Origin of the sequence: Streptomyces sp. NPDC058401, from assembly GCF_042722885.1 — a bacterium.
Taxonomy (GTDB): domain Bacteria; phylum Actinomycetota; class Actinomycetes; order Streptomycetales; family Streptomycetaceae; genus Streptomyces.
In genome coordinates this window covers 1-12,949 of the sequence record NZ_JBHXKA010000062.1, presented here as the reverse complement: position 1 = coordinate 12,949, position 12,949 = coordinate 1, and the positions used below count along the sequence as shown (strand labels likewise).

General features: G+C 73.8%; 12 protein-coding genes. 4 read left to right on the top strand and 8 right to left on the bottom strand.

Annotation, left to right across the window (positions count from 1 at the left end; translation table 11 throughout):
- Nucleotides 1–24: 24 nt before the first annotated feature.
- Together ACFWNV_RS22735 and ACFWNV_RS22730 are read right to left on the bottom strand one after the other, a co-directional pair.
- Nucleotides 25–789, bottom strand: coding sequence for a hypothetical protein (locus ACFWNV_RS22735; RefSeq protein ID WP_383949969.1), 765 nt, complete (start codon nucleotides 787–789; stop codon nucleotides 25–27).
- A gap of 353 nt (nucleotides 790–1,142) precedes the next feature.
- On the bottom strand, nucleotides 1,143–1,634 hold the full coding sequence (locus ACFWNV_RS22730; protein ID WP_383949967.1) for a GNAT family N-acetyltransferase: 492 nt from the start codon (nucleotides 1,632–1,634) through the stop codon (nucleotides 1,143–1,145).
- Between the two features lie 190 nt (nucleotides 1,635–1,824).
- Here ACFWNV_RS22730 and ACFWNV_RS22725 point away from each other — a divergent pair, with 190 nt between their 5' ends.
- The gene (locus tag ACFWNV_RS22725; protein ID WP_383949964.1) at nucleotides 1,825–2,658 is read left to right on the top strand and encodes a hypothetical protein; all 834 of its coding nucleotides are present in this window, start codon (nucleotides 1,825–1,827) and stop codon (nucleotides 2,656–2,658) included.
- Nucleotides 2,659–2,797: 139 nt separating this feature from the next.
- Complete coding sequence (locus ACFWNV_RS22720) at nucleotides 2,798–3,469, top strand: TetR/AcrR family transcriptional regulator (protein ID WP_383949961.1); 672 nt, start codon at nucleotides 2,798–2,800, stop codon at nucleotides 3,467–3,469.
- 73 nt (nucleotides 3,470–3,542) lie between these two features.
- On the opposite strand, the gene ACFWNV_RS22715 is transcribed toward ACFWNV_RS22720, so the two are convergent.
- From ACFWNV_RS22715 to ACFWNV_RS22705, 3 genes are all read right to left on the bottom strand, one after another.
- Nucleotides 3,543–5,444, bottom strand: a complete 1,902-nt coding sequence (locus ACFWNV_RS22715; protein WP_383949958.1) for an ATP-binding cassette domain-containing protein — start codon at nucleotides 5,442–5,444, stop codon at nucleotides 3,543–3,545.
- 357 nt (nucleotides 5,445–5,801) lie between these two features.
- Nucleotides 5,802–7,301, bottom strand: coding sequence for a sensor histidine kinase (locus ACFWNV_RS22710; RefSeq protein ID WP_383949955.1), 1,500 nt, complete (start codon nucleotides 7,299–7,301; stop codon nucleotides 5,802–5,804).
- On the bottom strand, nucleotides 7,294–7,971 hold the full coding sequence (locus ACFWNV_RS22705; protein WP_383949953.1) for a response regulator transcription factor: 678 nt from the start codon (nucleotides 7,969–7,971) through the stop codon (nucleotides 7,294–7,296). The genes ACFWNV_RS22710 and ACFWNV_RS22705 overlap by 8 nt, the downstream gene beginning before the upstream one ends.
- A gap of 132 nt (nucleotides 7,972–8,103) precedes the next feature.
- Here ACFWNV_RS22705 and ACFWNV_RS22700 point away from each other — a divergent pair, with 132 nt between their 5' ends.
- The gene (locus ACFWNV_RS22700; protein WP_383949950.1) at nucleotides 8,104–8,814 is read left to right on the top strand and encodes a PepSY domain-containing protein; all 711 of its coding nucleotides are present in this window, start codon (nucleotides 8,104–8,106) and stop codon (nucleotides 8,812–8,814) included.
- A 151-nt stretch (nucleotides 8,815–8,965) separates the two neighbouring features.
- Here ACFWNV_RS22700 and ACFWNV_RS22695 read toward each other — a convergent pair whose 3' ends face one another.
- The 3 genes from ACFWNV_RS22695 to sigK form a co-directional block, all read right to left on the bottom strand.
- A complete protein-coding gene (locus ACFWNV_RS22695; protein ID WP_383950041.1) occupies nucleotides 8,966–10,555 on the bottom strand; it encodes an AMP-binding protein in 1,590 nt (529 codons plus the stop codon).
- A gap of 354 nt (nucleotides 10,556–10,909) precedes the next feature.
- Nucleotides 10,910–11,656 carry an anti-sigma factor domain-containing protein gene (locus ACFWNV_RS22690; protein ID WP_383949947.1) on the bottom strand — a complete coding sequence of 249 codons (747 nt, stop codon included), beginning with the start codon at nucleotides 11,654–11,656 and terminating at the stop codon, nucleotides 10,910–10,912.
- Nucleotides 11,653–12,177 (bottom strand): ECF RNA polymerase sigma factor SigK, encoded by a 525-nt coding sequence (gene sigK, locus ACFWNV_RS22685; RefSeq protein ID WP_243333252.1) that lies wholly within the window; start codon nucleotides 12,175–12,177, stop codon nucleotides 11,653–11,655. The genes ACFWNV_RS22690 and sigK overlap by 4 nt, the downstream gene beginning before the upstream one ends.
- A 470-nt stretch (nucleotides 12,178–12,647) precedes the next feature.
- Between sigK and ACFWNV_RS22680 the strand changes: the two genes are divergently transcribed.
- Complete coding sequence (locus ACFWNV_RS22680; protein ID WP_383949945.1) at nucleotides 12,648–12,887, top strand: chaplin; 240 nt, start codon at nucleotides 12,648–12,650, stop codon at nucleotides 12,885–12,887.
- Nucleotides 12,888–12,949: the final 62 nt, after the last annotated feature.

The window sequence follows — 12,949 nt, the reverse complement described above, 5'->3', positions numbered from 1 at the left end:
GGGGGAGGCGGAGAGAGGGGGGTCTCAGATGCCGTGGGCGGTCACGAAGGCCATCCGGCGCAGCGCCTCGTGGAAGGCGTCGGGATCGACGTGCACGCCCGAGGCGTAGGCGTGGTTGAGCTGGAGGACCAGCCAGACGCCGTACCCGCAGATGCCGCCGAGCGCGGCGATGCCGAGGATCCCGCGCACGCCCTTGGGCCAGCCGATCAGGACCAGGAAGGCCACCGAGAGGACGGCCGCACCGATCAGGGTGGTCACCATGATGAGCGGCAGCCCGCCCTGGATGTCCGCCACCCGGACCCGGCGCTGTGCGAGCAGCCGGTTCACCGCGTCCCGCGCGTCGTCGACGGCCTTCGGCGGGGTCTCCGCGGGGACCTTGGCGACCAGTTGGTAGAGCCCGTAGGCCATGGCCCAGGTCTCCTCGTCGGTCTCGCCCTCGCGCATCCTGGGCCACTCGCGGTCGATGACCATGTGGGCGTACTTCTCGGAGTGTCCGCGCACCTCGGCCTTGGCGGAGGCCGGCATCCGGTCGGCGGCGAGGTAGAGGTCTATCAGCGCGCCTGCTTCCGCGTAGTTGCCCTTGCGTGCGACGGCCAGCTCCTGGGCGGAACTCACCATCAGGAAGGCAAGGGTGAGGATGAAGAAGGAGAAGACCACTCCCGCGGCGGTGCCGACGGCGGGACCCACGTCCGGCATCGTGCGGTTGCGTGCCACGTGGTGGCCGAGCTTCGCGGCGCCCACCGCGATGAGGGCGGCGCCTAAGACGGAGAGGACGGCGGCGACAGCCATGGGGCCGGGGACTCCTCGGTGCGGGGGCCGACGTGCAGCGCGCGCTGCCGGTGATCAACACACTCGGTGATCAACGCCGTGCGCGCGCGCCGGGGCCACCGATGGGGTGACGGGGCCCTGGCGGACCGTCACCCGGACGCACCAGGACCGGGGCTGTCGCCCCGTCCGGGCTGGGCGGAGGGCGGCGCGGCGCGGGGCCTCGGGTGGCCGAGGGCGGAGCCGCAGAGGGGCGGGGTCCGGGGAGCCAAAGGCGGCACGGGGCCCGGGAGCCAAGGGCGGCACGGGGCCCCGGGGGCCGCAGGCGGCGCGGCATGGGCGACCGGGGGCGACGCGGCGGACCGCGCGGTCGGCGGTCAGCCCTCCGTGGCGAGCGCCCGGCGGTAGGTCAGTCCGGGGCTGCCGTTCAGGACGGTCTCCCCCACCACCGTGAATCCGGTCCGCCGGAGCACCGCCGCCGATGCCGGGTTGTCCAGGGCCGCGGACGCGGTGAGGACGCCGAGCCCGTACTCCGTGGCGGCGATCCGGCAGATCTCCCGGACGGCGGCGGTGGCCGCGCCGCGGCCCGCCGCCCGTTCGCCGATCCGGTAGCCGAGGTCGGCGGCGCCGTCCGCGAGGTCCACCAGGTTGATGCGTCCGATCAGTTCCCCGGCGGTGTCCAGCACCACGTGGAAGCGGCACGCACCCGTGTCCTGCTCCGCGAGCAGGGCGCGGTGGCGGGCCGGGTAGTCCGCGAAGAACGCGTCCCCGCGGTCCGGTACGGAGCGGGCGAAGTACGCCCGGTTCTCCCGCTCGAAGGCCAGCAGGGCGTCTTCGTGATCGGCCCGGAGGCGTTCGATGCGCAGCATGCCGGGCAGGATATACGGGCTGTTCGGACGGGCGCCGCGGGTTTTCGGGGGGGCGGCCCGGGGAGCGTCGCGACGGGGCGGTGGGGGCCGAAATCCTCGCTCCCCGTACGGAAGTTGTGCGAGCGTAGGGCGGTCAGGTCCGGTCCGGGGGGACGGGCGACGGGGACGGCAACCGAACCAGGGGTGGGGAATGAAGACGGGAACACTGACGGGAACACTCACGACGAGCATCGCGGCGGCCGTGATCGTGACGGCGGGGCTGAGCGGCTGCACGGCCGGGGCCTCCGTCGGCAAGAAGGCGGCGGACTCGGCGGAGACGCTGGTCGCCACCCTCGCGAAGGCCTCCGACGAGGCCGCCGAGGCGGGCTCGGCCGAGGTCCTGATGAGCGTGGCGACGCCCGACACGGGCGGCAAGCCGGTGGAGATGAAGGGCACCTACTCCTGGGGCAACGGCCTCGCACTCGAGGCCGAGATGCCGGCCGAGTCCCTCCGGATGCAGGACCTGGTCGCCGACGGCACGATCACGTACCGGCTCGTCCAGGGTGCGTACTACTACAACATCGATCCGGCGCCGAGCGGCCCCCTCAAGGGCAAGACCTGGCTGAAGGTCGAGGCCTCGGCCGTGCTCGGCGAGCAGGGCGCCGCCGGGATGAACGCGGGCAACGGCGACCCGACGGCCGGACTGAAGTCGCTCAAGTGGGCCAGCGGCGTCACCAAGGTCGGCCGGGAGGACGTCAACGGCAAGAGCTCCGTCCACTACCACGCGACGGTTCCGGTGGACAGGCTGGGCGACGCGAAGGCGATGTTCGGCGCGGTGGCCGGGAGCAGTGCGACCGAGCTCGTCTCGGACATCTGGGTCGACGACACGGGGATGCCCTCCCGGCTGAACCAGACCGTCGGGGACGTCACCGTGAACCTGGACTTCCTGTCCTTCGGCGTCACGAAGGACATCCCGGCCCCGCCGGCCGCCGACACGGCCGATGTCACCGAGGACGTCAAGAAGGGCAGGGCCGCGCAGGGCTGACGGACGGGGCTCAACCGCGTGCCCGGCCGGCATGGCGGCGCCGGGCACGCGGTGCGCACCGAACGGTCCGGTTCCTACACTGGCCTCGGCACGCACCGCACCGCCCCCACGCCGCCCCGCAGGTACGAAGGACTCCCCCATGGAAGCCGACCCGGCGAACGCCACCGACGCCCACGGCATCCCGGTCATCCCCGTTTCCTCCGAAGCCGTCCGGCGCAAGCGCCGGGCGATCGTCGACGCGGCCGCCGCGGAGTTCCTCGCCGGGGGGTACGCGGCCGCCTCCATGGACGCGATCACCAGCCGCGCCGGGGTCTCCAAGGCGACGCTCTACAAGCATTTCGGCACCAAGGAGCGGCTGTTCCTCGCCGTCATCGGCGGCATCCTGCGCGAGACCTACGCCGGCCGCGAACCGGACGGCTCCGCCCTCGTGGAAGCCGCCGATCTGCGCGCCGCCCTGATCGCCCTCACCGGCGACTGGGCCGCGCTGCTGCTGCGCCCCGACATCATGGCCCTGCGCCGCCTGGTGATCGGGGAGATCGACCGGTTCCCCCAGCTGGGCCGGCTCTGGTACCGGGTCACGTACGACATGTACAACGGGCCCCTGGTCGAGGCCTTCACCGAACTCGCCCGGCGCGGAAGGCTCCGCCTCCCGGACCCCGAGCTCGCCGTCCGGCAGCTGGTCGCGACCACGGTCGGCGTCCCGCAACTGGTGCACACCTTCGCACCCGGCACCGGGACCGGCCCGGCGGAGTTGACCCGCGTCGTCACCTCGGGGGTCGACCTCTTCCTGGCCGGCTACGCAGCTCCGTAGCCGCGCCCGCACGGGACCCCGCTCCGCAACGTCCCTTGCATGCCTTACGTTCCTACGGAGCGGGGCACGCGGGTCAGCGGTCCTGTGAGAGCCCGTACAGCTCGGCGAAGGTGCCGCCGAGGGCGGTCAGTTCGGCGAAGGTGCCGGTCTCGATGACCCGGCCCTTGTCGAGGACGATGATCCGGTCGGCGAGGCGGCAGTTCTCCATCCGGTGGGTGACGATCATGGTGATCCGGTCCTCCTTCATCTCCTGCAGGCCGGCGAAGATCCGGTGCTCCCCACGGGCGTCCATCGCCGAGGTGGGCTCGTCCATGATCAGCAGCCGGGGCCTGCGGTGGAAGGCGCGGGCGCACGCCAGTCGCTGCCACTGGCCCCCGGAGAGCTCGTGGCCGCCCCACAGGGAGCGGGCCAGGAGCGTGTCCAGACCGTGCGGATATCCGCGGACCGCCTTGCTCATGCCGACCGCGTCGAGCGCGTCCCACACGGCGTCCTCGCCCCGCGCGCCGGGCTGGCCCAGGGTGACGTTGTCGCGGACCGTGAAGGGCCACTGCGCGTAGGACTGGGCGACCAGCCCGACGTGGCTCCACAGGGTCCGCTGGTCGTGCGCGCGGGTCGGGGTGCCGTCCCAGTACGCCTCCCCGTCGCTCGGGACCGTGAGGCCTGTCAGCAGCCGGATGAGGGTGGACTTCCCGGCGCCGTTCTCGCCGACGACGGCGATGATCTCGCCGCGGGACAGGGACAGGCTCACCGGCCCGAGCGCCGGGGTGTCCTTGCCCGGGTAGGTGTACGAGGCGTTCTCCAGGCTGACCTTCTCCGGCGGCCCGGCCTCCACGCCGCCCCGGGTGACGGCCAGTTCGCGGGCCTGTTCCAGGAAGAGCCGGTAGTCCTCGAGGTAGAGGGCGTGCTGGAACATTGCGGCGCCGTAGACCACCAGGCTGGACAGGGCGGCGGCGGAGGTCCGCATCGCGACGATGGCGGTGCCGGCCGCCGCCAGGGCCATGGAGCCGGACAGGACCAGCGCGCCCAGCGCGGCCCAGGTGCCGAGCTGGAAGAGGCCGCCGAGGGCCGCGGCGAGGAGCGAGACCCGCAGGTACCGCGGGGCGGAGCCGACGAGTTTGGCGTCGATGCGGGCGCAGACGGCGGCGTACCAGGCGTGCGCGTGGGGGCGCATGGAATTGCAGCGCAGCTCGTCGCCCAGTTTGTGCGTGGTGAGGTACCAGCGCATCATCCCGCGGATGTTGCGGGAGGCGATCGTCTCGTTGTGGAGTGCGTGGTCCAGGCGGGCGGCGATGACCGCGCCCACTCCGCGCGGTACGACGGAGAGCAGGAGCAGCGGCATCAGGACGGGGTGGACCACGGCGAGGACCCCGGCCACCGCCACCAGGTTGACCAGGCCGTTGGTGAAGGCCATCGCGTCCTTGACGAGCATGGAGGACCGGGCCGCGCCGATCTCGGCGGCCTCCGAGCGGTCGGTGAACGCCGGCTCGTCGTAGGCGGAGACCTCCACGTCCATGTGGGCGTCGACCATCTCCAGGTCGGCCGTCGTGGACAGGCGCGGGGTGAGGCGGCGGGCCGCGCCGCCGGCGACGATCTGGGCCGTCGTGCCCGTTCCGGCCGCGAGGGCGGCCACGGCCAGCGGCCGGGCGGCGTCCGCGATGCGCTCGGCCGCGCCGCCGCCGGTCAGCAGCGGGCCCATCGCTTCGGCGACGGCCCCGAGGGACACGGCCGTGCAGAACCCGGCGAGGACCTGGCCCGCCAGCAGCAGGGTCGCGGAGGCGGGGTCGATGCGCCAGGCCATCCGGGCCGTCTGCGCGAGGGCGGCGGGCAGCCGCGCGGCCATCTCCCGGAGCGAGAGCTGCTCCATGGCCTCCTGGTGGGCGCCCCAGGCGAACGTGAACTCGGGTGGGTCGGCGGGCGCCGGATCCTGTGGTGCCACCGGTTCGGCCTGGGTGTTCCGTGCCGTCTTCTCAGCCACGTGCAGCTCCTTCACGTCGTCGTCGAACAGCGGTGGTTCCCGCCGGACGGCGCCGCTCCGCGGCATGGCGGAGCGGGGCCGCGAGGCGTCCCCGGGAACCGTTCGAGAGGTCGAGTGAGGGAGTACATCCGAGCCCGGAACGCGGAGTAACGAGAACCGGCCTTCGTCGCGGAGCGGTGGGAACGGGCGCGCGAGGCCGCGGGGACGGAGGGCCGGAGCGGGCACGGGGGCCAGAACGGCCTGATCCCGACGGAGCGCAGGGGAAATGCCTTGCACTCCCCCGGCTCACGCCGGGAGGCGTGGTGGCCGACAGGGTGAAGCCGAGCGGGCGCATCCGGGTCCCGCCCCCGGGCTCCGTCAGGTGCCCAGCGGGAGGGTGGCGACCAGGCGGGCTCCCTTGGGGGAGTCCCGGACGGTGAGGGTGCCTCCGAGGCGCAGGGCGATGTCGCGGGCGATGGCCAGGCCCAGGCCGGTGCCGCCCTCGTCGCGGGCGCGGGCGTCGTCGAGCCGGGTGAAGCGTTCGAAGACCCGTTCGCGGTCGGCGGGCGCGATGCCGGCTCCGTCGTCGGTCACTTCGAGGACGGCCTCGCCCCGGGTCTCGTCCAGCCGCAGGACGAGGCCGACGTGCTGCTCGGCGTGGCGGGCGGCGTTGTCCAGCAGGTTGGTGACGAGCCGCGACAGCCAGATCGTGCTGCCGCGGACCGCGATCCCGGGGGCGACGTCCGCCCGGACGGCGACCCGCCCGCCCCGGCGGGTACGGGCCGCTTCGCGGACCACCTCCGTGAGGTCGACGGCGGCGGCCGGCGGTGGTTCCGAGGTGTCGAGGCGGGCCAGCAGGAGCAGGTCGGCCGCCAGGTCCTGGAGCCGTACGGTGTCCTCCAGCGCGCCGCTGACCAGCTCGCCCCACAGCTCGGGATCCGGGTGGGCCTGCGCGACCTCCAGCTGGGTGCGGAGCACCGTGATCGGGCTGCGCAGTTCGTGCGAGGCGTCGGCGATGAAGCGGCGCTGGCGGATCCCGGCCGCTTCGAGCCGGTCCAGGGTGGCGTTCATGGTGACGGCGAGCCGGGCCACCTCGTCGCGGGTGGGCGGTACGGGCACCCGCCGGTGCAGTTCGCGGTCGCCGATCTCGGCCATCTCGGCGCGGATCGCCTCGACGGGGCGCAGGGCCCAGCCGGTGACCCGCCAGGTGATCAGGGCCACGACCAGGACGAGCAGCGGGACCACGACGGCCAGCACCGCCATGATGGTCTCGTCGGCGGTGTCGGCGTCCCGGAGCGAGGTACCCGCGTAGACGGTGACCAGGCCGTTCGCCGTGACGGTGGTGACCTGCACGACGCGCTGGCGGTGTTCCTGGCGGACCCGGCCGCCCTTCCAGGTGCCGCGGACCGTGCCGGGTGCGTCGGGCGGTTCGGGGACGAGGGCCGGGCGGCCGCTGAGGTTGGGGCTGGCCGCGAGCACCCGGCCCTGGGCGTCCACGACCTGGACGAAGTCCGTGCCGCGGCCCGGCGGCGGTACGGGCTCCAGCCGGCCGGTGGCCGCCATCGCGGCCACCTTGACGGCCTGCCGTTCGGCGTCGGCCTGGGCGCTCATGGTCAGGTTGGTCTCCAGGGCCCCGAGCAGCGCGAAGGAGGCGAGGCCGAGGGCCAGGGCCACCACCGCGGACGCGCCGAGGGTGGCCTGGGCGCGGACGGAGCGCGGGCGGAGCCGGGACAGGGACCTGCACAGCCGGTACGGGAGCACGCGCGGGCGGCGCCGGTCCTCGTGGGAGCCGTCCCGGTGCTCGTGGGGGCCGTCCCGGTGCTCGTAGGAGCCGTCCCGGTCCTCGTAGGGCTCGTAGGGCTCGTACGGTTCAGCCACCGTCGGCCGCCAGGCGGTATCCGGCGCCCCGGACGGTCTCCACCGCGGCCCGGCCGAAGGGTGCGTCTATCTTCCGGCGCAGGGCGCTGACGTGGACCTCGACGACGTTGAGGTCGCCTTCGTAGGCGGCGTCCCAGACGTGGTCGAGGATGTCCCGCTTGGGCACGACCTCGCCCGCCCGGCGCGCCAGGTGCAGCAGGACGGCGAACTCGCGGGCGGTCAGCCGGGCTTCGACGCCGCCGCGGGTGCAGCGCTGCCGGGCCGGGTCGACGAGCAGGTCGCCGAACTCCATGACCTGCGGGCTGCGGCGGCCGGTGCGCCGGATCAGGGCCCGCAGGCGGGCCACGAGGACCACGTAGGAGAACGGTTTGGAGAGGAAGTCGTCGGCTCCGGTGTCCAGCGCCTCGGCCTCGTCGTACTCGCCGTCCTTGGCGGTGAGCATGAGGATGCCCGACTCGCAGCCGGCCGCGCGCAGCCGGGCGCAGACCCGGTAGCCGTTGAGGCCGGGCAGCATGATGTCGAGCACGATGGCGTCGTAGTCGTGTTCGCCGGCCATCCACAGGCCTTGCGGACCGTCGTGTGCCGTGTCCACAGTGAAGCCCTCGGCCCGCAGACCACGTTGCAGGGCGGCGGCCAGCCGCCGCTCGTCCTCGACCACCAGTACGCGCATGGGGCAAGGTTCTCAGGTCGTGCCGCCGGCTTGCTGAAGGGTTCTTCAGCTCGCTTCAGCGGGGCTTCAGCATCCTGCTCGCAGGATCGGCCGAGCCGGGCACGTCGCCCGGAGAACGCGAGGAGTGTCCAGATGACTCAGTCCAGTCCGCAGCCGCCCGAGTTCCCCCCGGCCGCTGTTCCCGGGGAGGGCGGCGGCGAGGTCGTGGGCAATGGCGACCCGGCCGGCAAGGCGGCGGGGCCGCGCGGCGCCCGGATCGCCCGCTTCACCCGGTTCGCCCGTGAGGGCCGGGGACGCTGGGTGGCGCTCGGGCTCGTGGTGGTGGCGTCCGCCGGAGCGGGGGCGGCGGCGGTGGCCGTGACGGACCACGGGTACGACGTCCGCCGCACGCGCGCGGAGCGGGTGTGGGACCGGTTCGACGTGGAGCGGGAGGGCGGCGGGGAGATGACGGCTCCGCTGCCCGTGCGCCCTGGGAAGCCCGGCGAGCCCGGCAAGCCCGGCCTGCGGGGCCAGAAGGGCGAGGGGGGTGTCTTCCCGCCGGACGGCCAGGGGCGGCCCGCGCTGCCCGACGGCGAGGAGGGGTTCGGTGTGGACGGGCCCGGCCGGGCTCCCGTACCGCTGCCCGCGCTGCCGGCGGCCCAGGCCCTGGAGAAGGCGGAGGCCGCCGTGCCCGGAGGCAAGGCCGAGGCGCTGCGCGTGATCGCCCAGGAGGGCGGCGGCAGCGCCTGGCGCGTGGTGGTCCTCGGCTCCGACGGGGTCCGGCACGCCGTGACCCTGGCCGGAGCCGACGGCGCGGTCACGAGCAACACCGTCGCGGGGAAGGGTGCCGGAGCGGCCCGCTGAGCAGGGGCCGACGCCCACCCGGTGTCCCGTACCGCGGCGACGGCGGTACGGGACACCGGCACGGGCATCGGCGGGCATCGGCGGGCGTCCGCGGGCGGCAGCGCGGGCGGCGCCGGGCGGCGGGCATCGGCGGTCCGCCGGTGAACGCCCGTCAGGAGGAAAGGCCCAGCAGCCGGGCCGCCGTCTCCCGCATCTCGATCTTGCGGATCTTGCCCGTCACCGTCATGGGGAACTCCTCCACGACGTGGACGTAGCGCGGGATCTTGAAGTGGGCCAGCCGGCCCTCGCAGTACGCGCGCACGGCCGCCGCGGTCAGCGGCTCGGCGCCCTCGCGCATCCGTACCCACGCCATGAGCTCCTCCCCGTACTTCGGGTCGGGCACGCCGATGACCTGGACGTCCATGACGTCGGGGTGGGCGTGCAGGAACTCCTCGATCTCGCGCGGGTACAGGTTCTCCCCGCCGCGGATCACCATGTCCTTGATCCGGCCGGTGATGCTCAGGTACCCGTCCGCGTCCATGACGGCGAGGTCTCCGGTGTGCATCCAGCGGGCCGCGTCGACGGCCTCGGCGGTGCGCTCGGGCTGGTCCCAGTAGCCGAGCATGACGGAGTAGCCCCGGGTGCACAGTTCGCCCGGTTCGCCGCGCGGGACGGTCCGGCCGGTGGCCGGGTCCACCACCTTGACCTCCAGGTGCGGTCCGACCCGGCCCACGGTCGAGACGCGGCGCTCCACGGAGTCGTCCACGCGGGTCTGGGTGGAGACCGGCGAGGTCTCCGTCATTCCGTAGCAGATGGACACCTCGCGCATGCCCATCCGGTCGATGACCTCCTTCATCACCTCGACCGGGCAGGGCGAGCCCGCCATGATGCCGGTGCGCAGGCTGGAGAGGTCGTAGGTCTCGAAGTCCGGGTGGGCCAGCTCGGCGATGAACATGGTGGGGACCCCGTAGAGCGAGGTACAGGACTCCGCCTGGACGGCGGCCAGGGTGGCGCCCGGGTCGAAGGCGGGCGCGGGGATGACCATGGCGGCCCCGTGGCTGGTGCAGGCGAGGTTCCCCATGACCATGCCGAAGCAGTGGTAGAAGGGCACCGGGATGCAGACCCGGTCCTGCTCGGTGTAGTGACACAACTCGCCTACGAAGTAGGCGTTGTTCAGGATGTTGTGATGCGAGAGGGTGGCGCCCTTGGGGAAGCCGGTGGTTCCCGAGGTGTACTGGATGTTGACCGGGTCGTCCGGGCTCAGCGCGGCCTGGGCGCGCAGCAGTTCGGCCCGGTCGCCGCGACGGCCGCGCTCCTGGAGGGAGTTCCAGAGCGGGCCGTCGAGCAGGGCGGTGAACTCCAGGTCCGGACAGCCCGGCCCGACCTCCTCGATCATGGCCGCGTAGTCGGAGGTCTTGAACCGCTCCGCCGCGACCAGCAGCCGGATCCCGGACTGGCGCAGGACGTACTCCAGCTCGTGGGAGCGGTAGGCCGGGTTCACGGTGACGAGGACCGCGCCGATGCGGGCGGTGGCGTACTGCACCATCGTCCACTCGGGGCGGTTGGGGGCCCAGATGCCGACCCGGTCCCCCTTGACGATCCCGAGGTCCAGCAGGCCGAGCGCCAGGGCGTCCACGTCCGCGGCGAACTCCGCGTACGTCCAGCGGCGCCCGGAGGCCATGTCGACGAGGGCGTCGCGGCCGGGGAACCCGCGGACGGCGCGGTCCAGGTTCTCGCCGATGGTGTCGCCCAGCAGCGGCACCTCGCTGGTCCCCGACGCGTAACTCGGCTCGACGGACGACCCGGAGGACGCGAACGCCCCGGACGACGCGAACTGCTGGGCCTGATCCAACTGCACGGACGATTCGGACTGCTCGGACTGCTCGGACTGCTCGGACGGCACATGGACCCCCAGGACTCGGTGGCGGGCGCCGGGGCCCCATCGCCCCGGCGCCCCCTCATGATCCACGCGGCCCGCGGCCGGGGCCAGCCCCCGAGAAGCCGCGGTGCCCGCCCGCCGACGAGGCGGGCGGGTGACCGGAGCTCTCGCTCCAGGCCACCCGCCCGGGTGCTCCGTACGCCTGCGCCCTATGCCCTACGCCCTACGCCCTACGCCCTACGCCGGCAGGGTCAGCAGGACCAGCGGGCTGGTCGTCGGCTGCGGTGATCCCCCGGCGGGCTCCAGCGTCAGGCCGACCGCCGTGGCCGTAGCGAGGTCGCCGTCCAGTACGGCCGCCCCGTCGCCGGTGAGGAAGCCGGCCGGGCGCATCCTGCCCCCGTCGGCCAGCCACAGCTGGTACGTGTGGCCCTCCCCGGCGGCCGGCAGCCGGTCGGTGAGGAACACGGCCCGGTCCCGGGCGGCCGAGGTGATCACCGTGGCGGCGGCTCCGCCGCTGGTGCGGCCGTGGACGGTACGGGCGTCCGGGGCGGTGACCACGGCCCGCAGCTCCTGGCTGCGCGCCTCGGCCTGCCGGGCCTCTTGCCGGGCCCGGTCCGCCTGGCCGTTCTCGTGGAGCGCGGCCCCGCCGAAGAGGGCGGCCCCGACGAGGGAGGCGGCCACGACGAAGGCCCCGGTCCTGCGCGGCAGCCGGTCCAGGAAGCCGGCCGCGCGGCGGACGCCGACCCTCGGGGGCAGCTGGCGGACGGTCTCGATGCGGGCGAGCACTTCCGCCTTCAGCTGCGGCGGGGGCACGAGGGACACCGCCACGGCCAGCCTGCCCGCCGTCGCGGAGAACTCCGCGACGTCTCCGGAGCACGGCGCGCAGCGGGTCAAGTGCCGGGAGAAGGCCTCCTGTTCACCCGGTCCGAGCGCGTCCAGTACGTAGGCCGCGGTGAGGGTGTGCAGTTCTTCGTCGTGCTTCACGTGGTCACCCCCATGCAGTCGCGCAGGCGGATCAGTCCGTCGCGCATCCGGGTCTTGATCGTGGGAAGAGGAGTCTGGAGGGTCTCGGCGACCTCACGGTAGGTCAGCCCCTGGTAATAGGCGAGGGTGACGGCCTGGCGCTGGAGCTCGGTCAGCCGGCGCAGGCAGCGTTTGACCTGATCGCGTTCCAGCCGGGTCTCCACCTGCTCGCTCACCTCGTCGAAGGGCCGTTCCTGGCCGCGTACGCCCACGTCGTGCTCCCGGGTGGCCGAGGCCTGGGCGGAGCGGACCCGGTCGACGGCGCGGCGGTGGGCGATCGTGGCCACCCAGGCCATGACGCTGCCCTGGTCGGGGCGGTAGCGGGCGGCCTGCCGCCACACGTCGATCATCACCTCCTGTGCGACCTCTTCCGACTGTGCGCGGTCGCGCACCACCTTGACCGCGATGCCGAAGACGGTTCCGGCCACGGCGTCGTAGAGCGCGGAGAAGGCGTCCTGGTCGCCCTGGGCGACGCGTGCCATCAGCTCCGCGAGTTCGGCCGCGACCGATCCGGGTCCGTTGCCCGGTCCGGGGCCGGGGCGGTTGCCCGGGTCCGGTCCGGGGAAGCGCAGCTTCTCGGGGTTCACCTGAGCGGCCCCCGTGTACGGCCGGGCCCGGGCGGGCACGCCGGTGCCGCGAGTGGTTCTCGCCGGTCCATCCATCGCATGAACGATCCTTCGTGGCAGGCGCACCCGTTCCCCGTCCGCCGGGGCCGCGGTGCGCGCCGGGTCCTTGCTGTCTCACCTTGTCTTCGGAGCCGGCCCGCTCGCGGATTGGCGGGCATACACGCGAAAGTGCATCCGTTCGGGGGAACCGGCCCCCCAGGACCAAACCGCGCCGGCGGTCCGGACCGAAGGAGGGTCGCGGGCCCGTTCCAGGGGCCGCCGCGCGGCAGGTCACGGAGCGAACGGCCCCGGGATCCGCCGCCGCACAGCCAGCAAGGAGATCTGTCGTGTCGCGTGTCCTCAAGACTGCCGCACTCGCCCTCGCTTCGGGCGCCCTTCTCGTCGGCGGGGCCTCGGTCGCCTCGGCCGACGCCGGAGCCCAGGGCCTCGCCGCCTACTCCCCGGGGGTCGGCTCGGGCAACCTGATCCAGATCCCCATCCACATCCCGATCAACGCGTGCGGCAACTCGGTCAGCGTGATCGGGCTGCTCAACCCCGCGTTCGGCAACACCTGCGTCAACGCCTGACGCTGGACCCGGGCCGCAGACTCCGGCCCGCCGCCGGCAACGGGGCGGCGGCGGGCCGGTGG